The organism is Amycolatopsis sp. CFH S0740, from assembly GCF_004522315.1.
Taxonomy (GTDB): Bacteria; Actinomycetota; Actinomycetes; order Mycobacteriales; family Pseudonocardiaceae; genus Amycolatopsis; species Amycolatopsis nivea.
On sequence record NZ_SDLS01000011.1, the window covers coordinates 166,234 to 189,510 of the forward strand.

A 23,277-nucleotide genomic window follows, 5' to 3' on the forward strand; every position below is an offset into this window, starting at 1 on the left:
TCGGCAAGTCCTGCCCAACGCCACATCGCGACCTTGGGCGAAGATGGCCGGGTGACGAGGATCGTGGCGGGGAAGGCGGGCGGACGGCGGCTGAAGGTGCCGCCCAAAGGCACCCGCCCGACGTCGGAGCGGGTGCGGGAAGCACTGTTCAACGCCCTCGAAGTGGCCGGCGAGCTGGACGGAGCCCGCGTGCTCGACCTCTACGCCGGCTCGGGCGCGCTCGGTCTCGAAGCGCTTTCGCGCGGCGCCGCGGACGCGTGGTTCGTGGAAGCCGACCGCCGGGCCGCAGACGTGCTTCGCGGCAACGTCGCCGAGTTGCGGCTGGGCGGCACGGTGCGAGCCGGGCAAGTGGAGACAGTGGTCGCCGCGCCTGCGACGGTGCAGTTCGACGTGGTGCTCGCAGATCCGCCGTACGCGGTCGACGCTGCTTCGCTGGGCACAGTGCTCGCGTCGCTACACAGCGGCGGCTGGCTCACCGAAGGCGCGTTGGCAGTGATCGAACGCGCTGCGCGCGACGGTGCTCCGGACTGGCCGTCGACCTTCAAGCCGCTTCGCGACAAGCGCTACGGCGACACAGCGCTGTACTGGGCTGAGTACGACAGCTCATCTGAGGTGTGACGCAGTCGTCACGAGAGCGCGCGCGACGGCGGGGCTTGATAGCGTCCGCGCCATGCGGCGTGCGGTCTGTCCCGGCTCTTACGATCCGGCCACCAACGGACATCTCGACATCATCGAGCGGGCTTCGGCGCTCTTCGACGAGGTTGTCGTCGCCGTGGGGGTGAACAAGAGCAAGAAGGGCCTCTTCAGCGTCGAGGAACGCATGGAGATCCTGCGCGAGATCACCGCGAAACTGCCGAACGTGCGCGTCGATTCGTGGCAGGGCCTGCTCGTGGACTACTGCCGCGAGAACGACATCGCTGCGGTCGCGAAGGGCCTGCGCTCGGTCAGCGACTTCGACTACGAGCTGCAGATGGCCCAGATGAACCGCGAGCTCACCGGCCTCGAAACGCTGCTGATGGCCAACAACCCGGCGTACGGCTTCGTGTCCAGCTCGCTGGTCAAGGAGATCGCGGCGCTCGGCGGCGACATCGAGAACCTGGTGCCGCCGGTGGTCTACGAACGCCTCGTCGCGGTCTACGCCAAGCGGGACTGAGCACCGCGTCCGGCCGGAAGGCCAGTCCAGCGGCCGATTTAGCCTGAACGGATTACTGCCTTCGTCGGGACTTCGGCCGCGGCCCGAAGCTGTTCACCTCGCGTCATTCTGCAGACCACCCGTCCGGGTTACCGTCCGAAAATGACCAACAACCGCAGCCGCATAGTCGGTGTCCTTTTCGCACTGCTGGTCGGTTTCCTGGGGTTCGGCACGGCCGCGGAGGCCGTCCCGCTGTCCCCGGCGGCTCCGGCGTCCGTGCAGCCGAAGCAGAACTCCTGCGGGGATCTGTCCGGCTTCACGCACGTCAAGCTGTCGGCGCTGCCCGCGCAGGCGACTGACACCTACAAGCTCATCCAGACGAACGGGCCGTTCCCGTACCCGAAGAACGACGGCGTCGTCTTCACCAACCGCGAGGGGATCCTGCCCTCCTGCGCGTCGAGCTACTACCACGAGTACACCGTGCCCACGCCCGGTTCGAGCAACCGCGGCACCCGCCGGATCGTGACCGGCCAGGGCGGCGAGTACTTCTACACCGGCGACCACTACGAGTCCTTCCAGGTCATCGACATCGACGGCGGCAGCACCCCGACGAAGTGCGGCGACCTGTCGAAGCTGAGCCCGGTCGGCTACTCGACGCTGTCCGCCGACGCCAAGAAGGTCGTCGACGGCGTCCGCGAGGGCACCCTCAACGACGGCACGACCTACGAGAACCGCGAGGGCGTCCTGCCCGCGTGCGACGCCGGCTACTACACGCTGTACGACGTCGGCTCGGAAGACCGCGTGATCTCCGGCAAGGGCGGCGAGCTCGTCTACACGCCGGACCACTACGCCACCTTCAAGAAGATCGATCTCAACAGCTGACGCTGGTTCGGGAGGGGCGGTCTCACCGACGAGTGAGGCCGCCCCTTCCCGTGCGCACCAGGACACGCCCGGTCGGGTGCTCGTTCACCGGTTCAGGCTGCGAAGCGGGCAGACTGGAAGCCAGTGATCGGGGAAACTGCTTGAGGGAGTGGCCGTGTACCGGGTTTTCGAGGCACTCGACGAGCTCGTCACGATCGTCGAAGAGGCCCGTGGGGTTCCCATGACGTCCAGCTGCGTGGTGCCCCGCGGCGACGTCCTCGAGCTGCTCGACGACGTCCGCGACGCGCTTCCCGGCGAAGTGGACGACGCGCAGGACGTGCTCGACAAGCGCGACGACCTGCTGCTTGCCGCGCGCAAGGAGGCGGGGGAGACCGTCTCGAGCGCGAACGAGGAAGCCGAGCGGACGGTGTCGGACGCCACGTCCGAGGCCGAGCGCATCCTCGCCGACGCGCGCGCCCGCGCCGAGCAGATGCTGGGCGACGCGCACAACGAGGCCGAGCGCATGGTCGCGGGCGGGCAGGCCGAGTACCAGAACCTCACCGAACGGTCCCGCGCCGAATCCGAGCGGATGATCCAGGCCGGCCGCGACGCCTACGACCGCGCGATCGAGGACGCCCGCGCCGAACAGGCCCGGCTCGTCTCGCAGACCGAGGTCGTGCAGGCCGCGCACGCCGAGTCCGCGCGGATCGTCGACGAGGCGCACGCCGAAGCCGACCGCCAGCGCGCCGATTGCGACGCGTACGTGGACGGCAAGCTGGCGGAGTTCTCCGAGCTGCTGGCGACCACGCTGCGCACCGTCGACTCGGGCCGTAACCACCTGCGCTCGCCCTCGACCGGCCATGGCGGCGGTCGCTCGACGCTGTACGACTACCAGGTCTGACCCGCGGCGGCGCTTGGCGCGACCGGCTGAATGCGCGCCCGGCGGGGTGAGCCTCGCAGGTGCGGATGCCGGTCGGAACCGGCTTCGCCGCGCACTAGCCCCGGCCAGCTCTAACGAGGTTGCGGGGGCTGCGTACGCTGGTAGGCGATGTCCGAAAACCCTGCCCAGAACCCCCGCCCCGCGCAGCTCGACGACCGCAGCCCGTGGGTGGTCGACACCCGTGAGCTCGGCCGCCGCGCGGGACTCAGCCGGGAGTTGCGCCGCAGCGCGCCCGTGCCGACCTCGCTCGGCGTCCCCGGCGTGCTCGAAATCCGCGAAGGCGAGCCGGTCGAGCTCGACCTGATGCTCGAATCCGTCGTCGAGGGCGTCCTCGTCACCGGCACCGCCTCGGCGGTCGCCACCGGCGAGTGCTCGCGCTGCCTCGACCCGGTCACCGAGGACGTCGAGGTCGACCTCACCGAGCTGTTCGCCTACCCGGGCTCGGCCACCGAGGAGACCACCGACGAGGACGAGATCCCCCGCCTGGTCGACGACCGGATCGACCTCGAGCCGACCGTCCGCGACGCCGTGGTGCTGGCGCTTCCGCTCGCCCCGCTGTGCCGCGAGGACTGCCCGGGACTGTGCATCGAATGCGGCGTCAAGTGGGCCGATCTCGAGCCCGGACACGGGCATGAGAAGATAGATCCTCGGTGGGCCGCGCTGGTCGAGCGATTCGACGAGAACGCGGGCGAAAAGCCTGCGCACGGCTCCGGAGAGCAAGCCTGACGAGCGTCCAGCTCGATCCGGGAGAAGTAAGTTCGCTCGCATCCGCGAGCAGACCGTTTGAAGGAGATCTACTCGTGGCCGTCCCGAAGCGGAAGATGTCGCGATCCAACACGCGCTCCCGCCGCAGCCAGTGGAAGGCGGCTCCGGTTCAGCTGGTGCCCTGCTCCAACCGCGCCTGCCGCCAGCCGAAAATCCAGCACGTCGCTTGCCCGGCTTGCGGCCAGCACAACGGCCGCCAGGTCGTCGAGCCCGCCTGAGCGGGCAGCCGACCATGGGGGGTAAGCCCGTCGGAGGACCCGCGGCCGATCCCGCATCGTTGCTCGAGGCGCTCGGGGTCGTTCTCGACCCCGAGCTGCTCCGTCTTTCGCTCACGCACCGCTCGTACGCGTACGAGCACGGCGGCCTGCCGCCGAACGAACGACTGGAGTTCCTCGGAGACGCGGTGCTCGGCCTCGTCGTCACCGACCACCTCTACACCACCCACCCCGACCTGCCCGAGGGCCAGCTCGCGAAGCTGCGCGCCAGCGTCGTCAACATGCACGCGCTGGCCGGCGTCGCGCGCGGGCTCGGCGAGGGCGGGCTCGGGGCGCATCTGCTGCTGGGCAAGGGCGAAGAGCTCACCGGCGGCCGGGACAAGGCGAGCATCCTCGCCGACGGTCTCGAAGCCGTCATCGGCGCCACGTACCTCGCGCACGGCATCGAGGTCGCGCGCAAGCTCGTGCACCACCTCTTCGACGGGTTGCTGGCCGAGGCTCCGCTGCGCGGGGCAGGCCTCGACTGGAAGACCAGCCTGCAGGAGCTGACCGCCTCCGGGGGACTCGGCGTGCCCGAGTACCGCGTCGAGGACAGCGGTCCCGACCACCGCAAGGAATTCACCGCCACCGTGCTGGTGGCGGGCCGTGCGCTGGGCGAAGGCAACGGCACCACGAAGAAGGAAGCCGAGCAGAAGGCCGCGGAGACCGCCTGGCGGGCCCTGTCGGAGGAACTCGGCACGGGCGACGACGCGAGCTGACGCGTCGCACTCTTCCCGGGGCCGGTCGACCTAGGTCGACCGGCCCCGTTTTTTGTCGGTGGCGCCGGGCAGAATGAGCGCATGCCCGAACTACCCGAGGTCGAGACCGTCCGCGCCGGTCTCGAAGCGCACGTCGCCGGCCGTACCGTCCGGGCCGTCGAGGTGCTGCACGACCGCGCCATCCGGCGGCACGCCCAGGGAGCCGCCGACTTCACCGGACGGCTCGCCGGAGTCACGATCGAAGCCGCCCGGCGGCGCGGCAAATACCTGTGGCTGGAACTGTCCGACGGCGAGGCGGTGCTGGCGCATCTCGGCATGAGCGGCCAGATGCTGGTGCAGCCCGAGGACGCGCCGGACGAGAAACACCTGCGCGTCCGGGTCCGGTTCGCCGACGACGGACCGGAACTGCGGTTCGTCGACCAGCGCACGTTCGGCGGGCTGGCGCTGGACGAACTGGTCGAGGTCGACGGCGACAGCCTGCCCGGCACGATCGCGCACATCGCCCGGGACCCGATGGACCCGAAGTTCGATCCGGAGGCGGCGGTGCGCGCACTGCGCTCGCGGCGGACCGAGGTGAAGCGTGCGCTGCTGGACCAGACGTTGGTGTCCGGGGTGGGCAACATCTATGCGGACGAGGCGTTGTGGCGGGCCAAGCTGCATTGGTCCCGGCCGACCGAGAAACTCACTGCCGCGCAAGGGCGAACGCTGTTGTCGGCGGCCAGTGACGTGATGTCGGCTGCGTTGCTCGTGGGCGGGACGTCGTTTGACGCGCTTTATGTGAATGTGAACGGTCAGTCTGGGTATTTTGAGCGCTCGCTCGACGCGTACGGCCAGGAAGGGATGCCGTGTCGTCGGTGCGGGTCGCCGATCCGGAGGGAGCCGTTCATGAACCGGTCGTCGTTCTCGTGCCCGCGGTGTCAGCGGCGGGCTCGGGCCGCTTAGTCGGCCGGAGTCGAGAGAAGGCCAAGCCAGCGGCGGTCGTCGCCAGTGCGAGCCATGCGAACCGGTCGCCGAAGCGGGTGTGGAGTGTCTGGCCGGGGTCGGCGGGGACGTCGGTGGCCGCCGGTGCGGGCCTAGTCGAGGACGCGGGCGTAGCTGTCGGGCAGCGTCAGGCTGCCGTTCGCGTCGCGGTGTCAGCGGCGGACTCGGGTCGCTTGGCAGCGCGGAGGCGGGTGAACACTAAGCCAGCAGCGGTCATCGCCAGCGTGAGCCAAGCGAACCAGTCGCCGAAGCGGGTGTAGAAGGTCTGGCCGGGACCCGCCGGGACGTCGGTGATGACTGACGTGAACGGGGCTGGGCCGCCGGTGCGGGCTTCGCCCAGGACGCGGCCGTAGCCGTAAGACAGCATCAGGCTGCCGTTCGCGTCGGAGAGGGCTATCGACTGTCCGCTTTCGACACCTCGGAGCAGCGCGTTGCGGGTGTGCTGCCAGCCGCCCTCGTCGTTGGTGCCCGGTGGGACCGCCAGTTCCGCGGGGACGGCGAGGATCCGCGAACCGGCGGCGGCGTAGTCGCGGCTGGGGGAGGGGAACGTCGTGTCGCCGCAGATCACCAAGCCGGTCGGGATCCTCGCGCCGGGGACGAGCACCAGGTCCTGGCCGGGCGGGCTCACCAGGTCGTGGTGCTTTAGGTAGCGAGCGGGCACCGAGCCGTCGGCGGGGAAGGCCAGTGCGTAGTCGTAGTTGTGCTTGCCGGGGCGGTCGTAGTACTCGAAGCCGACCACGATCGCCGCACCACGGGCCTTCGCCGCGCGTCGCATCGGCTCGACCAGTGCGGCGGGCCATTCTTCTTTGGCGCTGAAAGCGGCTTCGGGCAGGACAACCAGCTGCACGCCGTCGGGCATGGCGGAGATTTGGTCGAGGTACTCCTGCACCAGGGCACGGCCGCGAGCGGTGCCGAGTTCAGGACCCCAGTGGTAGCCAGCGTTTTGCGTGATCGCGGCCATCCGCACCGTCGGGCCGCCCGTGCCGGAAAGTCGTAGGGCACCGCCGCCGAGGGACAGCGTCACGATGACTGCGGCGACCACACCGGTGCGCAGCCGGGAAGCGCCGGGTGCGCACATCGCGGCGACCGCACAGGCGGGCAACAGCACCAGAAACTCGACGCCCCACATTCCGGCCCACGACGCGGTTTGCAGTACGAGGGGCGCGTCGCCTTGGTCGTTGGCGAGGGAACCCATCATTCCCATCGGGTTCAAGGTCGCGATCAAGTACAGGAGGGCAGTCCACGCCGCGGGGGCGGCCAGGCTGGCCAGCAACGTCCGGCGGCGGCGCGCCAAGGCCCAGAAAAGCCAGACCGCGAACGTGAACACCAGCGACATCCCGACATCGATGGCGGCGCCGAACGGCCACAGCGGTTCGTCGCCGGAATGTGCTTGGTAGGCCCACATATTCGCGGTGCCGAGCAGGAACGCGCCGAACGCGGTGCCCGCGGCGGTCCAGCCGCCGACGCGGGTTGCCAGCAGCAGCACCGGAAACGGCGCGAGCCAGGTCAACGCGGCGATCGGCGCGAGGCCGGTGCCGAAGTAGAAGAGCGCCGCCGAAGACAGGAGTGCGGCTGGGATTTGCCAGCGGGCGTGAGGTTTTGAGGTCATCGGAGGCCCTTCGGGGGCTCCGTTGGCCGAGGTTGCGCGGCCTGGATCTCTCGGCGGGCGTGAGGTTTCGAGGTCATCGGAGACCCTCCGGAGGCTCCGTTGGCCGAGGTTGCGCGGCCCGGATCTCTCGGCGGGCATTACGTTCTGAGGCCATCGAAAATCCTCCGGGAAGTACGTCGGCACAGTGCGCGGAACTCGGGTTCCGCCACCCCCATCCGGCCGGCGAGGTAGTGCAGCACCATGCCTTGCGTCTGCGTGCTCACGGTCAGCGCGGCTTCGAGCGGATCGTCGTCGCGCAGCACGCCGTCGCGCATGCCTTCTTCGATCAAGCGCACCAGCGCGGTGAACGGCGGCGATCCGGGCTCGCGGAAACCGTCCGGGTACAGCCGGGCTTGGGCGCCGTCGTCGGTCATCAGGAAGCGGTACAGGTGCGGTTGGCCGAGTGCGAAATCCAGGAACCGGGCCAGCAGCGCGTCGAAGCGGTCGAACCAGTCGCCGTCCGGGGCCGGGTCTTTCCACGCCGCGCCCAGTTCGCGGCCGGTGGCGTCGGCGACCGCGCGCAGCAGGACCTCTCGGTTCTCGTAATGCCGGTAGATCGCCATCGCGGTGACTCCGGCGGCTTCGGCGACCCGGCGCATGCTGACCGCCGCCGCGCCCTCGGCGGCGATGATCTCGCGCGCCGCCGACGCGAGCCGTTCGGCTGTCGGGATCTCGACCATGTCTACACTGTAGACCAGGATGTCTACGCTGTATACCTGACCGTTTGTCTCCCGCTGACCTGGCCGGATGGGCAGCGATACCGCCGGATGGCCGCTCGCCGCGCACACTACTGCGCTATGCGTGGTACCTTCTCTCGCGTAACACCGGGGAAGGAACGCCGTGGAGATCAGTCAGCTGCTCAAGGGAGTGCTGGACCTGGCGGTCCTCGCGGTGCTGCGCGACGACGACGGGTACGGCTACGACGTGCTGCGAAGACTTCGGGTCGCCGGCCTGGGCGAGGTCGGGGACGCATCGGTGTACGGCACGCTGCGGCGGCTGTACAAGGCGGGGTTGCTGACGTCCTATGTGGTTCCGAGCGAAGAAGGCCCGCACCGCAAGTACTACAGCTTGAACGAGCGGGGCCGGGCGCGGCTCGCCGAATCGGCGCGCACGTGGCGCAGCTTCGCGTCCACTATGGACAGTTTGGTGAAAGAGCGGGCCTGACCGCGCGGACAGGCGGAACGCGGCACGAATCGGGGAGAGGCAGCAATGAGCACGGACAAGCCGACGGCCGCGCGGGCGTACCTGTCGAGGGTGCGCACCGCGCTCGCGGATCTGCCCGCGAACGAGATCGAGGAACTGCTCGAGGACGTCCGGCCGCAGCTGGCCGAGATGGAGACGGAACTCGGGGCGGCGGCGAAGGTCGAGGACCTCGTCGCGCGGCTCGGCACCCCGGAGAGCTACGCGGCCGAGTTGCGGGCGTCCGGCGGCTACCCGCCCGCCCCGGCGGCTCCGGAAGCGGCGACCGAGGTGCTCCCGGCGGCGAAGCCGGGCCGGGTCGGACCGCGGCTTGCCCTGTGGGGCTTGCTGTTCAGTGCGGCGGGGACGGCGCTTGTGGCGTTCTCCGCCGCGGTGCGTTTCGACGCCGAGGTGCTGATCGGGATGCTCGTGCTCGCCCCCGTCTTCGCGGTGAGCGTGGCGTTCCTGCTGCTCCGCGGCGTCGACGCGATGCGGGAGCTGCCGGAGGTGGTCCGCGCCAAGGCGATGGTGAAGTCGATGCGGGAGGACCGGTCGGCCGACCGCGCGCTCACGTATCTCAACTCGCTGAAGCCGGCGTGGTGGGTGGTCTGCGGGTTCGCGCTGCTGGCGTTCGGGCTGCTGCTGATGGTCCGGAACCTGCATGCGATCCTGCTGCTGCCGGTGCTGCTGGTCGGCGCGGGCCTGGTGATGTGGGCGGGCCCGCGCACCAAGGCCGACGGACGGATGCTGTGGATCGCGGTTCCGGTGTCGGCGTTCGTGGTGGGCAGCGCGTTCGGCGGCCTCGGCGCGGCGGTCAACCTCGTCCGCGACCGCTCGTACTCGTCGAACTCCACCCCGATCTACACCTCGTCGATGTACCAGGACTCCCACGGCAACGACTCGCTGCGCTACGGCCAGCACGAACTGACCAACCTGTACGTCTTCGACGCGAACGGCAAACCGCTCGAGAACGTCTACCTGTACGACGACCGGGGCCGCCCGCTCACCATCACGCGCTACGGCTGCGAGAAGGACACCGGCACGAGCCAGATGACCGGCCAGGACAACCAGTTCCCGCGCCCGAAGGTCGTCGAGGGAGTGCAGGACGACCACGGGAACGTCAACGGCTACAACGGTTATCGCGGATACTGCCGGGAGGACGCGGGGGTGCCGTTCGCGGCGGTGATCCCGAAGGCCCCCACGCCGGTTCCGCCGACCGCTCCGACGAAGGCCGCTCCGCCGACGCGGTAAGCGCGCCCTCGTGAGCGTTGATTCCGGTCAGAACCGGCATCGGCACTCACGAGACCCCGCCTCCCGGAAAAGCCCCGGAACGCGAAACCGGGTGCCCAGGCCGCGAACGGCCCGGGCGCCCGGGAGGCGAGTCGCCGGAACTCAGTGGTTGAACGCGGAGCGCGCGGCCAGGTCCGCCAGCAGCTGGCGGCCCTTCTCGGCGTTGCGCGGCTGCGACAGCACGTCGTAGCGCTGGGCGACCAGCTGGCTTTGCGAGATGAACCCGCGCTTGTTGCGGTTCGCCGCGTAGCCCAGTGCGCCGAAGGCCACGTTGAACACGACACCCGCGGCGAGGCCGAGCACGATCGACAGCAGTCCGGCGGCCGGGTTGAGCATGCTCAGCACCAGGCCCAGGAACAGGCCGAACACCGCGCCGGACATGGCCGCGCTGCTGAGCATCCGGCTCCAGCTCATCTTGCCCGCGATGCGCTCCACCAGCATCGGCTGGACCCCGACGATCGTGACGTCGGTGACCGGGAAATCAGCGTGCGCGAGGTGGTCGACGGCCTGCTGGGCCTGTTCGTAGGACTGGTACGACCCGATCGGCCACCCGGTGGGCAGCGTCGGGAGCTGCGGCCGCGCCTGCTGCTGGCTGAACGTGGTCTGCGTGAATGCTTCAGTCATCCCTCTCACCTCTCTTGCCCGGTCCAACGCACGAGGCGGCGGATTTGGTCCCGGACGCACCCGATTCACAGTATCTTCTCAGCCGGGCAACCCGGACATAGCAGGCGCCGTGCGGGGGAGGCCGGGCGAGCGCGCGTTTAAAGGTATGAGAAAATACCTTTCAGTGGATTGACCGAGGCCCGACGGCCCGGTAGGAAGAAGCCGCAAAGGACCTGATCCGAACCTTTGGGGCGATGCGATGGCGGCCAGGCGAGGAATGCTCACGCTCGAAGAACTCCGCGAACGGGTGACGGCGGGCACGATCGACACGGTGCTCGTCGCGCTCACCGACATGCAGGGGCGGCTCCAGGGCAAGCGCTGTTCGGCGGAGTACTTTCTCGAAGAGGTAGCCGGCCACGCGACCGAGGCGTGCAACTACCTGCTCGCGGTGGACGTCGACATGAACACCGTCGACGGCTACGACATCTCGTCCTGGCAGAGCGGTTACGGCGACTTCGTGCTCCGGCCGGATTTCGCGACGCTGCGGGAGATCCCGTGGCAGGAGGGCACCGCGCTGGTGCTCGCGGACGTCGAGCGCGTGCAGGGCGGCCCGGTTTCCGTTTCCCCGCGCCAGGTGCTGCGCCGTCAGCTCGACCGGCTCGCCGAGCACGATCTGAAGGCATACGCGGGGACCGAACTCGAGTTCATCGTGTTCGACGACTCCTACGAGTCCGCGTGGGACAAGCGCTACCACGACCTCAAACCGTCCAATCAGTACAACGTCGACTACTCCATGCTCGGCACCGCGCGCATCGAGCCGCTGCTGCGCCGGATCCGCAACGAGATGGCGGGCGCAGGCCTGTATCCGGAGTCGGCGAAGGGCGAGTGCAACCCGGGTCAGCACGAGATCGCCTTCCGCTACGCCGAAGCGCTCGCGACCTGCGACAACCACGGCATCTACAAGAACGGTGCGAAGGAGATCGCCGCGCAGGAGGGCAAGAGCCTCACGTTCATGGCGAAGTACAACGAGCGCGAGGGCAACTCCTGTCACATCCACCTGAGCCTTCGCAGCAAGTCCGGCGAAGCGGTGCTTCCCGGCGACGGTGACCACGGCTTCTCGAAGCTGATGCAGCACTTCCTCGCCGGACAGCTGGAGGCGTTGCGCGAGCTGACGTACTTCTTCGCCCCGAACATCAACTCCTACAAGCGTTACGTCCCTGGCAGCTTCGCGCCGACAGCGATCGCGTGGGGCACGGACAACCGTACGTGCGCGTTGCGCGTTGTCGGACACGGTGACGGGTTGCGTGTCGAGAACCGCGTACCCGGCGGAGACGTGAACCCGTACCTCGCTGTCGCCGCGATGGTCGCTGCAGGGCTGCACGGCATCGAGAACGAACTGCCGTTGGAACCTGAGTTCGTCGGCAACGCGTACGCCTCTGACAAACCGACCGTGCCCGTCACGCTCGCTGAAGCGGCTGAAGCCCTCGAAGGCAGCCGTATCGCGCGAGATGCCTTCGGTGGCGATGTAGTCGACCATTACCTCAACGCCGCGCGGATCGAGCGCGAAGCGTACGAGCGAGCTGTGACCGATTGGGAGCGCATCCGTGGTTTCGAACGACTCTGACCCGCCCGTCATCGGGCTCAGCACGTATTCGGAACAGGCGAAGTTCCTGGCCTGGGACACCGAAGCGACGCTGTTGCACCGGGTGTACGCGGACTGCGTGGTCAAGGCGGGCGGAATTCCGGTGCTGCTGCCGCCGGTAAGCACGGCCTACGACGCGCTCGTCGGACGCATCGACGGTCTTGTCCTCACCGGCGGCGCAGACGTCGAACCCAGCCGTTACGACCAGGAGCCGCACCCCGCGACGTACATCCGCCCGGAGCGCGACGCGTTCGAGTTCGGCCTGTTCGCGGCGGCGCGTGCGGCCGGGAAGCCGGTGCTCGGCGTGTGCCGCGGGCTGCAAGTCATGAGCGTCGCGCTCGGCGGCACGCTCTCGCAGCACCTGCCGGAAACCCTCGGCGACGCAACGCATCAGCCCGCTCCGGCGACGTTCGGCACCAGCACGGTCAACCTGGTCGACGGCACGCGGGCGGCCGCGATCCTCGGCCGGGAAACGAAAGTCCAGTGCTACCACCATCAGGCGATCGACCGGCTCGGCTCCGGCTTGGTCGCGTCCGGCCACGCGGCGGACGGGACGATCGAGGCCGCGGAGATGCCGGGGGAGTTCGTGCTCGGCGTGCAGTGGCATCCGGAGCAGGACGGCGACGACGTCCGGCTGTTCGCCGCGCTGGTCAACGCCGCGCAGGAGGGGAAATGACGACGTTCGAGGTGCGCAACCCGGCGACCGCGGAAGTGGTGCGCCAGGTCGATCTGACCACCGAGGCGGAGACCGACGCCGCGATCGCTCGCGCGCACGCCGCGTTCCCGGCCTGGCGGGCGGTCGCCCCCGGCGATCGGGCGCGGCTGCTGCGCCGGTTCGCCGACGCGGTCGACGCCGACGTCGAGAACCTGGCCCGGCTGGAGGTCGAGAACTCCGGGCACACCATCGGCAACGCCCGCTGGGAAGCGGGCAACGTGCGCGACCTGCTCGAATACTCTTCCGGAGCGCCGGAACGCTTGCTGGGCAAGCAGATCCCGGTCGACGGCGGCGTCAACGTGACCTTCCACGAGCCGCTGGGCGTGGTCGGCGTGATCGTGCCGTGGAACTTCCCGATGCCGATCGCGGGCTGGGGTTTCGCGCCGGCGCTCGCGGCGGGCAACACGGTCGTGCTCAAACCGGCCGAGCTGACCCCGCTCACCGCGTTGCGGCTGGCTGAACTCGCTCGCGAGGCGGGTATCCCCGAGGATGTCTTCCAGGTGCTGCCGGGCAAGGGATCCGTTGTCGGACAACGGTTTGTCACGCATCCGGCGGTGCGCAAGGTCGTGTTCACCGGCTCCACCGAGGTCGGCAAGCAGGTGATGGCCGGCTGCGCGGCGCAGGTGAAACGGGTGACGCTTGAGCTCGGCGGCAAGAACGCCAACATCGTGTTCGCCGACGCGGATCTGGAGAAGGCCGCGGCGACCGCGCCGTACGGGGTGTTCGACAACGCCGGGCAGGACTGCTGCGCGCGGTCGCTGATCCTGGTGCAGGACACCGTTTACGACCGGTTCCTCGAACTGCTGGAACCCGCGGTGCAGGGCGTGGTCGTCGGCGATCCGGGCGACGAGGCGACCGAGATGGGCCCGCTGATTTCCGCGGACCACCACGCCAAAGTCTCCTCCTACGTCACCGAGCGGACGCCGGTCGCCTTCCGCGGCAGCGCGCCGTCCGGGCCTGGCTACTGGTTCGCGCCGACCGTCGTGCTCCCGCCGGGACTGGACGATCCGCTGGCCCGCGACGAGATCTTCGGCCCGGTCGTCGCGGTGGTCCGCTTCCGCGACGAAGCCGAGGCGGTGCGGATGGCGAACGACACCGAATACGGCCTGTCCGGTTCGATCTGGACCCGCGACGTCGGCCGCGCCTTCCGGGTCGCGCGCGGCGTCGAATCCGGGAACCTGTCGGTGAATTCGCACTCCTCGGTCCGGTACTGGACGCCCTTCGGCGGCTTCAAGCAGTCCGGTCTCGGCCGCGAACTGGGCCCGGACGCCGCGGCCGCTTTCACCGAGACGAAGAACGTTTTCTTGAGCACGGAGGAATAGATGGTGCAGCGTTTTGACGGCCGCGTCGCGGTGATCACCGGCGGCGCGAGCGGCATCGGCCTCGCCACCGCCAAGCGGTTGGCGAGCGAGGGCGCGAAGGTCGTGATCGGCGACGTCGCGCCGGAGCAGGGCAAGGCGGCCGCCGACGCGGTGGGCGGGGCCTTCGTCCAGGTCGACGTCACCGACGCGGACCAGGTCGAAGCCCTTTTCCAGACGACCGTCGACGAGTTCGGCGCGGTCGACGTCGCGTTCAACAACGCGGGCATCTCGCCGCCGGAGGACGACTCGATCCTCACCACCGGCATCGAAGCCTGGGAGAAGGTGCAGCGGGTCAACCTGACCTCGGTGTACCTGTGCTGCAAGGCGGTGTTGCCGCACATGCAGCGCCAGGGCCGTGGTTCGATCGTGAACACCGCGTCGTTCGTGGCCGTGATGGGAGCCGCGACGTCGCAGATTTCCTACACCGCTTCGAAAGGCGGCGTGCTCGCCATGACGCGCGAGCTGGGCGTGCAGTTCGCGCGCGAGAACATCCGGGTCAACGCGCTGTGCCCGGGGCCGGTCAACACTCCGCTGCTGAAGGAACTGTTCGCGAAGGACCCGGAGCGCGCGGCTCGCCGTCTGGTGCACGTCCCGGTCGGCCGCTTCGCCGAGCCGGAGGAGATCGCCGCCGCGGTGGCCTTCCTGGCGAGCGACGACGCCAGCTTCATCACCGCCGCGCAGTTCCTCGTCGACGGCGGCATCTCGGGCGCTTACGTGACCCCGCTGTGACGGTCCGTGAAGGGCTCCTTGCCGGAATCTGATTCCCTCAAGGGGTCCTTCACGGACGTTTGTGGCGTAGGCCGGGAGCGGTAGACTGGTGCGCGAAGCGGCAGGTAGAGTGGCCGCACCCACAACTGAACACAGGGCCGTTCGAGCCGGAGCGGGAGAGTCCCATGCGATCAGTGGGACACCGAAGGAGCAAACTCCCCGGAATCTCTCAGGTAACCGCTACCGCTTTTGGCGAGGCCACTCTGGAAAGCAGGCGCACCCGCGCCTCACCCAAGGTGAAAGCCGCGCCGAGCGCGGTGAAACTCTCAGGTGCCCATGACAGAGGGGGAGTTCCCAGTGCACCGCCGCGCCCGGTGCCCGTCCCGAGGAGCTCCCATCACCTCCACCCCCTTCGACACCCGCCATATCGGTCCCGGCGAGGCCGAGCGGGCGAAGATGCTCGCCGAATGCGGTTACGGAAGCCTGGACGCCCTCGTGGAAGCGGCGGTGCCGTTCGCCATCCGCACGGCCGGTGACCTGGCGCTTCCCGCGCCCGCGTCCGAGGAAGAGGCCACCGCCGAGCTGCGTGCGCTCGCCGCGCGCAACCGGCCGATGACGCAGATGATCGGCCTCGGCTACTCCGACACCGTCACCCCGGGCGTGATCCGCCGCAACGTGCTGGAGAACCCGGCCTGGTACACCGCGTACACGCCGTACCAGCCGGAGATCTCGCAGGGCAGGCTCGAAGCGCTGCTGAACTTCCAGACCGCGGTGTCCGACCTGACCGGGCTGGCGATCGCCAATGCCTCGATGCTCGACGAGTCCACCGCGGCCGCCGAGGCGATGACGCTGATGCGCCGCGCGTCGAAGTCGAAGTCCAATGTGGTCGTTCTCGACGCCGAATGCCTTCCGCAGACCATCGAGGTCGTGCGGACGCGTGCCGCCGGCCTCGGCATCGACGTGCAGGTGCGCGACCTGCTCACCGGGCTGCCCGAGGAGTTCTTCGGCGTCATCGTGCAGTACCCGGGCGCGTCCGGCGTGCTGCGCGGGCGCGGTTTCTACCACGCGGTTTCCGAAGCGGCGAAGGCCGCGGGCGCGCTGTACACGGTCGCTGCCGACCTGCTCGCGCTCACCTTGATCGCCGCGCCCGGCGAGTTCGGCGCGGACGTTGCCGTCGGTTCCACGCAGCGCTTCGGCGTGCCGCTGGGCTACGGCGGTCCGCACGCCGGGTACATGGCGGTGCGCGCTGGCCTGGAGCGCTCGCTGCCCGGCCGGCTTGTGGGCGTGTCCGTGGACGCGGACGGCAACACCGCGTACCGCCTCGCGCTGCAGACGCGCGAGCAGCACATCCGTCGCGAGAAGGCGACCTCCAACATCTGTACCGCGCAGGTGCTGCCCGCGGTGCTCGCGGCGATGTACGCGGTCTACCACGGTCCCGAGGGCCTGAAGGCGATCGCGACGCGGGTTCACGAACTCGCGGCCGGTCTCGCGAACGCGCTGCGCGCCGGTGGCGTCGAAGTCGCGCACGAGGCCTTCTTTGACACTGTCGTCGCGAAGGTGCCTGGTCGCGCCGCTGAAGTGCACGCGGCTGCGCGCGAGGCGGGGATCAACCTCGGCCACGTCGACGCTGACCACGTGCGCATCGCCTGCGACGAGGTCACGCGTCCCGACACGCTCGCGAAGGTGCTTCGCGCCTTCGGTGTCGACAGTGCGTGGGAAGCCGCGCAGGCGCTCCCGAACGGTCTCGCTCGCGAAAGCGGCTACCTGACGCACGAGGTGTTCAACTCGCACCGGTCCGAGACGTCGATGCTGCGTTACCTGCGCCGCCTCGCCGACCAGGACTTCGCGCTCGACCGCGGGATGATCCCGCTCGGCTCCTGCACGATGAAGCTCAACGCCACCACCGAAATGGAGCCGATCAGCTGGCGCGAGTTCGCGGGCATCCACCCGTTCGCGCCCGCCGAGGACGCCGAGGGCTACCACGAACTGGTCCGCCAGCTGTCCGGCTGGCTCGCCGAGGTCACCGGCTACGACCAGGTGTCGCTGCAGCCGAACGCGGGCAGCCAGGGCGAGCTCGCCGGGCTGCTGGCCATCCGCGCCTACCACCAGGCGAACGGCCAGCCTGAGCGCGACGTCTGCCTGATCCCGTCGTCCGCGCACGGCACCAACGCCGCGTCCGCGGTGCTCGCCGGGATGCGCGTGGTCGTGGTCAAGTGCACCGACGAGGGCAACGTCGACCTCGAAGACCTGCAGTCCAAGGTGGACCAGCACAGTTCCGACCTCGCCGCGATCATGGTCACCTACCCGTCCACGCACGGCGTCTACGAGCACGGCATCGAGCGGCTCGCCAAGATCGTGCACGACGGCGGCGGCCAGGTGTACGTCGACGGCGCGAACCTCAACGCCCTGCTGGGCCTGGCGAAGCCGGGCGAGTTCGGCGGCGATGTCTCGCACCTGAACCTGCACAAGACGTTCTGCATCCCGCACGGCGGCGGCGGTCCCGGCGTCGGCCCGGTCGCGGCGCGCGAGCACCTCGCCCCGTACCTGCCGAACCACCCGCTGCTCGCGCAGGCCGGACCGGACACCGGTGTCGGCCCGATCAGCGGCGCGCCCTACGGTTCGGCGTCGATCCTGCCGATCTCCTGGGCGTACGTGCGGATGATGGGCGCGCCCGGGCTCACCGAGGCCACCAAGGTCGCGGTGCTCGCGGCGAACTACATCGCCGCCCGGCTCGCGCCGCACTACCCGGTGCTCTACACCGGGCAGGACGGCCTGGTCGCGCACGAGTGCATCCTCGACCTGCGCGGCATCACCAAGGAAACCGGCGTGACCGTGGACGACGTCGCGAAGCGGCTCATCGACTACGGCTTCCACGCGCCGACCATGTCCTTCCCGGTCGCGGGCACGCTCATGGTCGAGCCCACCGAGAGCGAGGACCTGGCCGAGATCGACCGGTTCTGCGAGGCGATGATCGCCATCCGGCACGAGATCGACGAGGTCGCGGCCGGCCGCTGGACCGCCGAGACGAGCCCGCTGCGCGGCGCGCCGCACACCGCGTCCTCGATCGCCGGCGAGTGGACCGCGGACTACGACCGCGAGCTGGCGGTGTACCCGGTCGGCGTGGCGCGCAAGACCAAGTACTGGCCGCCGGTGCGGCGGATCGACGGCGCGCGCGGCGACCGCAACCTCGTCTGCTCCTGCCCGCCCCTCGACGCGTACGACGCGTGAGCGCGACCTCCGCTCGCGACAACGAAAGGCTTCCTGTGACGGAAACCCCCCTGCACCAGGTCCATAAGGATCTCGGTGCGCTGTTCACCGATTTCGCCGGCTGGTCGATGCCGGTGCGCTACGCCAGCGAGCTGGCCGAGCACAAGGCCGTGCGCGAGGCGGCCGGGCTGTTCGACCTGTCGCACATGGCCGAGATCCACGTCCGCGGCGCGCAGGCGGCCGACGTGCTCGACTACGCGCTGGTCGGCAACCTGACCGGCGTGAAGCCGGGCCGCGCCCGCTACACGATGATCTGCGACGCCGACGGCGGCGTGCTGGACGACCTGGTCGTCTACCGGCTCGCCGACGAGGAGTACCTGGTCGTGGCCAACGCGGGCAACGCCGCCGTGGTCGCGGACGCGCTGGCCGAGCGGGTCGCCGGGTTCGACGCGGTGGTGGAGAACCGGTCCGCGGACACCGCGCTGATCGCGGTACAGGGCCCGAAGGCGGTCGACGTCCTCGCCGCGGTGACCGACGCCGACCTCGCGTCGCTGAAGTACTACGCGAGCGTGCCCGCCGTCGTGAAGGGCATCGACGTGTTGCTGGCCCGCACCGGCTACACCGGCGAGGACGGCTTCGAGCTGTTCGTGCCCGCGGCGCAGGCTCCGGCGCTGTGGCAGCTGCTGACCGAGGCGGGGCAGGAGCACGGCCTGGTCCCGTGCGGGCTCGCCTGCCGCGACACGCTGCGGCTGGAAGCCGGGATGCCGTTGTACGGCAACGAACTCAGCCGCGAGCTGAACCCTTTCGCCGCCGGTCTCGGCCGGGTCGTGAAGTTCGAGAAGCCGGGCGACTTCGTGGGCCGTGCGGCCCTGGAGGAGCTGAAGAAGGCCGACGTCCCGCGCGTGCGGGTCGGCCTGCGCGGCACCGGCCGCCGCGCCCCGCGGCACGGGTACGCCGTGCTGTCCGGGGATGCCACTATCGGGGAGATCACCAGCGGCGCGCTGTCGCCGACGCTGGGCTACCCGATCGCCATGGCGTATGTAGACCGGGAGCACGCCGAGCCCGGCACCGCGCTGTCCGTCGACATCCGGGGCCGCGTCGAGCCGGTCGAGGTCGTCGCCCTGCCCTTCTACTCCCGAGCCTGAGAGGCCTGCCGAACCATGAGCATCCCCCAGAACCTGTCCTACACCAAGGAACACGAGTGGCTGTCGGTCAACGACGGCGTCGCGACGGTGGGCATCACCGCGTTCGCGGCAGGCTCGCTCGGCGACATCGTGTTCGTGCAGCTGCCCGGCGTCGGCGACACCGTCACCGCGGGCGAGGTGTTCGGCGAGGTCGAGTCGACCAAGTCGGTCAGCGAGCTGTACTCGCCGGTCAGCGGCGAGGTGGTGGCGGTGAACGAGGCCACATCGGACACCCCCGAGGTCATCAACTCCGACCCCTACACCGAAGGATGGCTGCTGCAGGTGCGGCTCTCGGGCGACGTCCCGGAGCTGCTCGACGCGTCCGCGTACGCCGAGCTGACCCAGGAGAACTGATGACCGCCCCGTTCGACGCCCCCCTGTCCGAGGTGGACCCCGAGGTCGCCGCCGCGGTGGCCGCGGAGCTGGACCGCCAGCAGTCGACGCTCGAGATGATCGCCTCGGAGAACTTCGCGCCGGTCGGCGTGCTCGAGGCGCAGGGCTCGGTGCTGACGAACAAGTACGCCGAGGGCTACCCGGGCCGCCGCTACTACGGCGGCTGCGAGCACGTCGACGTCGTCGAGCAGCTCGCGATCGACCGGGCCAAGGCGCTGTTCGGCGCGGAGCACGCGAACGTGCAGCCGCACTCGGGCGCGCAGGCCAACGCGGCGGCGATGTTCGCGGTGCTGAAGCCGGGCGACACGATCCTCGGCCTCGACCTCGCGCACGGCGGCCACCTGACGCACGGGATGAAGATCAACTTCTCCGGCAAGCTGTACAACGTGGTCGCCTACCACGTCGACAAGGAGACCGGGATCGTCGACGTCGCCGAGATCGAGCGGCTGGCGGTCGAGCACAAGCCGAAGCTGATCGTCGCCGGCTGGTCGGCCTACCCGCGCCAGCTCGACTTCGCCGAGTTCCGCCGGATCGCCGACCTGGTCGACGCCAAGCTGATGGTCGACATGGCGCACTTCGCCGGCCTCGTGGCCGCCGGGCTGCACCCGTCGCCGGTGCCGCACGCGGACATCGTCACGACCACCACGCACAAGACCCTCGGCGGTCCGCGCGGCGGCCTGATCCTCTCCCGCCAGGACTTGGCGAAGAAGATCAACTCGGCGGTGTTCCCCGGTCAGCAGGGCGGTCCGCTGGAGCACGTGATCGCGGCCAAGGCCGTGGCGCTGAAGATCGCCGCGACCGACGGGTTCCGCGAGCGCCAGGAGCGCACCCTGGAAGGCGCGAAGATCCTCGCCGACCGGCTGTCGCGCACCGACTGCGCCGAGGCGGGCGTCCGCGTCCTCACCGGCGGCACCGACGTGCACCTGGTCCTCGTCGACCTGGTGAACTCCCAGCTCAACGGCCAGGAGGCGGAGGACCGGCTGCACTCGGTCGGGATCACCGTCAACCGCAACGCGGTGCCGTTCGACCCGCGTCCGCCGATGGTCACCTCGGGCCTGCGGATCGGCACCCCGGCGCTGGCCACCCGCGGTTTCGGCGCCGACGACTTCACCGAGGTCGCCGACATCATCGCCGAGACGCTCAAGCCGGACTTCGACGAGGCCGCGCAGCAGGCGCTGCGCACCCGGGTCGAGCTGCTGGCGAAGAAGCACCCGCTGTACGCGGACCTGAGCCGATGAGCGCGCAGCCCGAAGGGCGGAAGTTGTTGCGGCTTGAGGTGCGCAACAGCGCGACGCCGATCGAGAAGAAGCCGTCGTGGATCAAGACGCGGGTGCGGATGGGTCCGGAGTTCACCGAACTCAAGGGGCTCGTGCGCCGCGAAGGCCTCCACACGGTGTGCGAAGAGGCGGGTTGTCCCAACATTTACGAATGCTGGGAGGACCGCGAGGCCACGTTCCTGATCGGCGGGGACCAGTGCACCCGGCGCTGTGACTTCTGTCAGATCGACACGGGCAAGCCCGCTGCGCTGGACCGGACGGAGCCGCGGAAGGTCGCGGAGTCGGTGCAGGCCATGGGGCTGCGGTACTCGACGATCACCGGCGTGGCTCGTGACGATCTCGAGGACGGCGGGGCCTGGCTGTACGCGGAGACGGTGCGTCAGATCCACGCGTTGAACCCCGGTACCGGTGTGGAGTTGTTGATCCCGGACTTCAATGCGGAGCCGGATCAGTTGGCTGAGGTGTTTGGGTCGCGGCCGGAGGTTTTGGCGCACAACGTGGAGACGGTGCCGCGGATCTTCAAGCGGATCCGTCCCGGTTTCCGTTATGCGCGGTCGTTGGATGTGATCACGCAGGCTCGNTCCCGGTTTCCGTTATGCGCGGTCGTTGGATGTGATCACGCAGGCTCGTGCGGCTGGTTTGGTGACGAAGTCGAACCTGATCCTCGGCATGGGGGAGACCCCGGACGAGGTCAGCGTCGCGTTGCAGGACCTCTTCGACGCGGGCTGCGAGATCATCACGATCACCCAGTACCTGCGGCCTTCCCCGCGGCACCACCCGGTCGACCGCTGGGTCAAGCCGGAGGAATTCGTCGAGCACGCGAAGACCGCTGAGGCCATCGGGTTCCCGGGCGTGATGGCGGGACCGCTGGTGCGGTCGTCGTACCGCGCCGGACGGCTCTACGCCCAGACCAAGGCGCACCGCGGCGAGGAACTGCCGGAGAACCTCGCCCACCTGACCGCCGAAGGACCGGCGGCGCAAGAAGCCAGCAGCGTGCTGGCGAGGAACTAAGAGAAGGGGCGGATCAATGGCGATCAGCGTCTTCGACCTGTTTTCGATCGGCATCGGGCCGTCGAGTTCGCACACGGTCGGCCCGATGCGCGCGGCCAAGACCTTTGTGGACGGTCTGGTCGAGGACGGCGTGCTCGAGACGGTCGCGCGAGTGCAGGCCGAATTGTTCGGCTCCCTCGGCGCGACCGGATTCGGGCACGGCAGCGACAAGGCGGTGCTGCTCGGGCTTTCCGGGGAGCGTCCGGAGGAAATCGACACCGACACGGTGCCCGCCAAGGTGGCGGCGATCCGGGAGTCCGGCCGGCTGGCTGTCGGCGGGACGCACGAGGTCGCGTTCGTCGAGGACACCGACCTGACGATGCACCGGCGGAAGTCGCTGCCCGCGCATCCCAACGGGATGGTGTTCCGGGCGTTCGCCGCCGACGGTTCGCTGGTGCGGGAACGCACGTACTACTCGGTCGGCGGCGGTTTCGTGCGGGACGAGTCGTACGAGACCGACACGGTGTTCGTGGAGGACTCCACGCCGGTCCCGTACCCGTTCCGCACCGGGGCGGACCTGCTGAAGCATTGCTCGGACACCGGGCTTCCGGTCAGCGAGATCATGCTGCAGAACGAGCTTTCCTGGCGCAGCCGCGAGGAAATCCGGGCTGGGCTGCTGCAGATCTGGCAGGTGATGGCCGAGTGCGTGCGCAACGGGTACACGCACGAGGGCGTGCTGCCGGGCGGTCTGAAGGTTCCTCGGCGGGCCAAGTCGTTGCACGACAAGCTGCTCGCCGAAGACGGCGCGGACGATCCGTTGTACGCGATGGACTGGGTCAGCCTGTACGCCCTCGCGGTCAACGAGGAAAACGCCGCGGGCGGACGCGTCGTCACCGCTCCGACCAACGGCGCGGCCGGGATCATCCCGGCGGTTTTGCATTATTACCAACGGTTTGTGCGCGGGTCTTCGGACGACGGCATCGTCACCTTCCTGCTCACCGCGGGCGCGATCGGCTCGATCCTCAAGCAGACCGGCTCGATCTCGGGCGCCGAGGTCGGCTGCCAGGGCGAGGTCGGCTCGGCCTCGGCGATGGCAGCTGCCGGGTTGACCGAGGTGCTCGGCGGGTCGCCCGCCCAGGTCGAGAACGCGGCGGAAATCGGGGTGGAGCATCACCTCGGATTGACGTGCGACCCGGTGGGCGGGCTGGTGCAGATCCCGTGCATCGAACGCAACGCAGTCGGTGCGTCCAAGGCGATCCACGCCGCGCGCATGGCGATGCGCGGCGACGGAAGCCACGTGGTGACGCTGGACAAGGCGATCAAGACCATGCGCGAGACCGGCGCGGACATGTCGGTGAAGTACAAGGAGACCGCACGCGGCGGGTTGGCCGTGAACGTCATCGAGTGCTGATTTTCGTTCCGTGAAGG

Annotated in this window: 22 protein-coding genes, 1 pseudogene and 1 riboswitch; of the genes and pseudogenes, 20 read left to right on the forward strand and 3 right to left on the reverse strand. The window is 69.4% G+C overall.

Going from position 1 to position 23,277, the window contains the following annotated elements; translation table 11 throughout:
* Positions 1–51: 51 nt before the first annotated feature.
* The 8 genes from rsmD to mutM all read left to right on the forward strand — a co-directional run bounded on the left by rsmD (position 52) and on the right by mutM (position 5,613).
* The gene (gene rsmD / locus EIZ45_RS20550) at positions 52–618 is read left to right on the forward strand and encodes a 16S rRNA (guanine(966)-N(2))-methyltransferase RsmD (protein ID WP_199817561.1); all 567 of its coding nucleotides are present in this window, start codon (positions 52–54) and stop codon (positions 616–618) included.
* Positions 619–670: 52 nt separating this feature from the next.
* Positions 671–1,153 (forward strand): pantetheine-phosphate adenylyltransferase, encoded by a 483-nt coding sequence (gene coaD, locus EIZ45_RS20555; RefSeq protein WP_037811658.1) that lies wholly within the window; start codon positions 671–673, stop codon positions 1,151–1,153.
* A gap of 141 nt (positions 1,154–1,294) precedes the next feature.
* Complete coding sequence (locus EIZ45_RS20560; RefSeq protein WP_037811656.1) at positions 1,295–2,014, forward strand: ribonuclease domain-containing protein; 720 nt, start codon at positions 1,295–1,297, stop codon at positions 2,012–2,014.
* 154 nt (positions 2,015–2,168) lie between these two features.
* Positions 2,169–2,894 (forward strand): DivIVA domain-containing protein, encoded by a 726-nt coding sequence (locus tag EIZ45_RS20565; protein WP_037812104.1) that lies wholly within the window; start codon positions 2,169–2,171, stop codon positions 2,892–2,894.
* A gap of 147 nt (positions 2,895–3,041) precedes the next feature.
* On the forward strand, positions 3,042–3,659 hold the full coding sequence (locus EIZ45_RS20570; protein ID WP_037811654.1) for a DUF177 domain-containing protein: 618 nt from the start codon (positions 3,042–3,044) through the stop codon (positions 3,657–3,659).
* A gap of 74 nt (positions 3,660–3,733) precedes the next feature.
* Entirely contained in the window at positions 3,734–3,916 is a 183-nt protein-coding gene (gene rpmF / locus EIZ45_RS20575) for a 50S ribosomal protein L32 (protein WP_009074209.1), read from the forward strand.
* Positions 3,917–3,930: 14 nt separating this feature from the next.
* On the forward strand, positions 3,931–4,671 hold the full coding sequence (rnc, locus tag EIZ45_RS20580) for a ribonuclease III (protein WP_182892148.1): 741 nt from the start codon (positions 3,931–3,933) through the stop codon (positions 4,669–4,671).
* Positions 4,672–4,752: 81 nt separating this feature from the next.
* Positions 4,753–5,613: a bifunctional DNA-formamidopyrimidine glycosylase/DNA-(apurinic or apyrimidinic site) lyase gene (gene mutM / locus EIZ45_RS20585; RefSeq protein ID WP_037811650.1), complete on the forward strand. Its 861-nt coding sequence runs from the start codon at positions 4,753–4,755 to the stop codon at positions 5,611–5,613.
* A gap of 166 nt (positions 5,614–5,779) precedes the next feature.
* Here mutM and EIZ45_RS20590 read toward each other — a convergent pair whose 3' ends face one another.
* Positions 5,780–7,261, reverse strand: a complete 1,482-nt coding sequence (locus EIZ45_RS20590) for a nitrilase-related carbon-nitrogen hydrolase (protein WP_134665497.1) — start codon at positions 7,259–7,261, stop codon at positions 5,780–5,782.
* 137 nt (positions 7,262–7,398) lie between these two features.
* The gene (locus tag EIZ45_RS20595; RefSeq protein WP_037811648.1) at positions 7,399–7,980 is read right to left on the reverse strand and encodes a TetR/AcrR family transcriptional regulator; all 582 of its coding nucleotides are present in this window, start codon (positions 7,978–7,980) and stop codon (positions 7,399–7,401) included.
* A 160-nt stretch (positions 7,981–8,140) separates the two neighbouring features.
* Here EIZ45_RS20595 and EIZ45_RS20600 point away from each other — a divergent pair, with 160 nt between their 5' ends.
* Positions 8,141–8,464, forward strand: coding sequence for a PadR family transcriptional regulator (locus tag EIZ45_RS20600; RefSeq protein WP_134665495.1), 324 nt, complete (start codon positions 8,141–8,143; stop codon positions 8,462–8,464).
* A gap of 45 nt (positions 8,465–8,509) precedes the next feature.
* Complete coding sequence (locus EIZ45_RS20605) at positions 8,510–9,730, forward strand: hypothetical protein (RefSeq protein WP_037811645.1); 1,221 nt, start codon at positions 8,510–8,512, stop codon at positions 9,728–9,730.
* Between the two features lie 141 nt (positions 9,731–9,871).
* On the opposite strand, the gene EIZ45_RS20610 is transcribed toward EIZ45_RS20605, so the two are convergent.
* Entirely contained in the window at positions 9,872–10,393 is a 522-nt protein-coding gene (locus tag EIZ45_RS20610; protein WP_134665493.1) for a general stress protein, read from the reverse strand.
* 238 nt (positions 10,394–10,631) lie between these two features.
* Here EIZ45_RS20610 and EIZ45_RS20615 point away from each other — a divergent pair, with 238 nt between their 5' ends.
* The 10 genes and pseudogenes from EIZ45_RS20615 to EIZ45_RS20660 all read left to right on the forward strand — a co-directional run bounded on the left by EIZ45_RS20615 (position 10,632) and on the right by EIZ45_RS20660 (position 23,260).
* The gene (locus EIZ45_RS20615; RefSeq protein WP_199817560.1) at positions 10,632–11,996 is read left to right on the forward strand and encodes a glutamine synthetase family protein; all 1,365 of its coding nucleotides are present in this window, start codon (positions 10,632–10,634) and stop codon (positions 11,994–11,996) included.
* On the forward strand, positions 11,977–12,690 hold the full coding sequence (locus tag EIZ45_RS20620) for a gamma-glutamyl-gamma-aminobutyrate hydrolase family protein (protein ID WP_037811641.1): 714 nt from the start codon (positions 11,977–11,979) through the stop codon (positions 12,688–12,690). Before EIZ45_RS20615 ends, EIZ45_RS20620 begins: the two co-directional genes overlap by 20 nt.
* A complete protein-coding gene (locus tag EIZ45_RS20625) occupies positions 12,687–14,051 on the forward strand; it encodes an aldehyde dehydrogenase (protein ID WP_134736062.1) in 1,365 nt (454 codons plus the stop codon). The genes EIZ45_RS20620 and EIZ45_RS20625 overlap by 4 nt, the downstream gene beginning before the upstream one ends.
* Positions 14,052–14,819, forward strand: coding sequence for a 3-oxoacyl-ACP reductase (locus EIZ45_RS20630; RefSeq protein ID WP_037811639.1), 768 nt, complete (start codon positions 14,052–14,054; stop codon positions 14,817–14,819).
* Positions 14,820–15,051: 232 nt separating this feature from the next.
* Positions 15,052–15,151: riboswitch (glycine riboswitch) on the forward strand.
* Positions 15,152–15,194: 43 nt separating this feature from the next.
* Positions 15,195–18,026 (forward strand): aminomethyl-transferring glycine dehydrogenase, encoded by a 2,832-nt coding sequence (gcvP, locus tag EIZ45_RS20635; RefSeq protein ID WP_134665666.1) that lies wholly within the window; start codon positions 15,195–15,197, stop codon positions 18,024–18,026.
* A 35-nt stretch (positions 18,027–18,061) separates the two neighbouring features.
* Entirely contained in the window at positions 18,062–19,150 is a 1,089-nt protein-coding gene (gene gcvT / locus EIZ45_RS20640; RefSeq protein WP_043835364.1) for a glycine cleavage system aminomethyltransferase GcvT, read from the forward strand.
* Between the two features lie 15 nt (positions 19,151–19,165).
* Positions 19,166–19,543, forward strand: coding sequence for a glycine cleavage system protein GcvH (gene gcvH, locus EIZ45_RS20645; RefSeq protein ID WP_037811636.1), 378 nt, complete (start codon positions 19,166–19,168; stop codon positions 19,541–19,543).
* Positions 19,543–20,820 carry a serine hydroxymethyltransferase gene (gene glyA, locus EIZ45_RS20650; RefSeq protein WP_043835362.1) on the forward strand — a complete coding sequence of 426 codons (1,278 nt, stop codon included), beginning with the start codon at positions 19,543–19,545 and terminating at the stop codon, positions 20,818–20,820. Before gcvH ends, glyA begins: the two co-directional genes overlap by 1 nt.
* Positions 20,817–21,870 (forward strand): annotated as a pseudogene (gene lipA, locus EIZ45_RS20655) (lipoyl synthase). The gene glyA and the pseudogene lipA overlap by 4 nt, the downstream one beginning before the upstream one ends.
* A 16-nt stretch (positions 21,871–21,886) precedes the next feature.
* Complete coding sequence (locus EIZ45_RS20660; RefSeq protein WP_037810147.1) at positions 21,887–23,260, forward strand: L-serine ammonia-lyase; 1,374 nt, start codon at positions 21,887–21,889, stop codon at positions 23,258–23,260.
* The last annotated feature ends 17 nt before the right edge of the window (positions 23,261–23,277 follow it).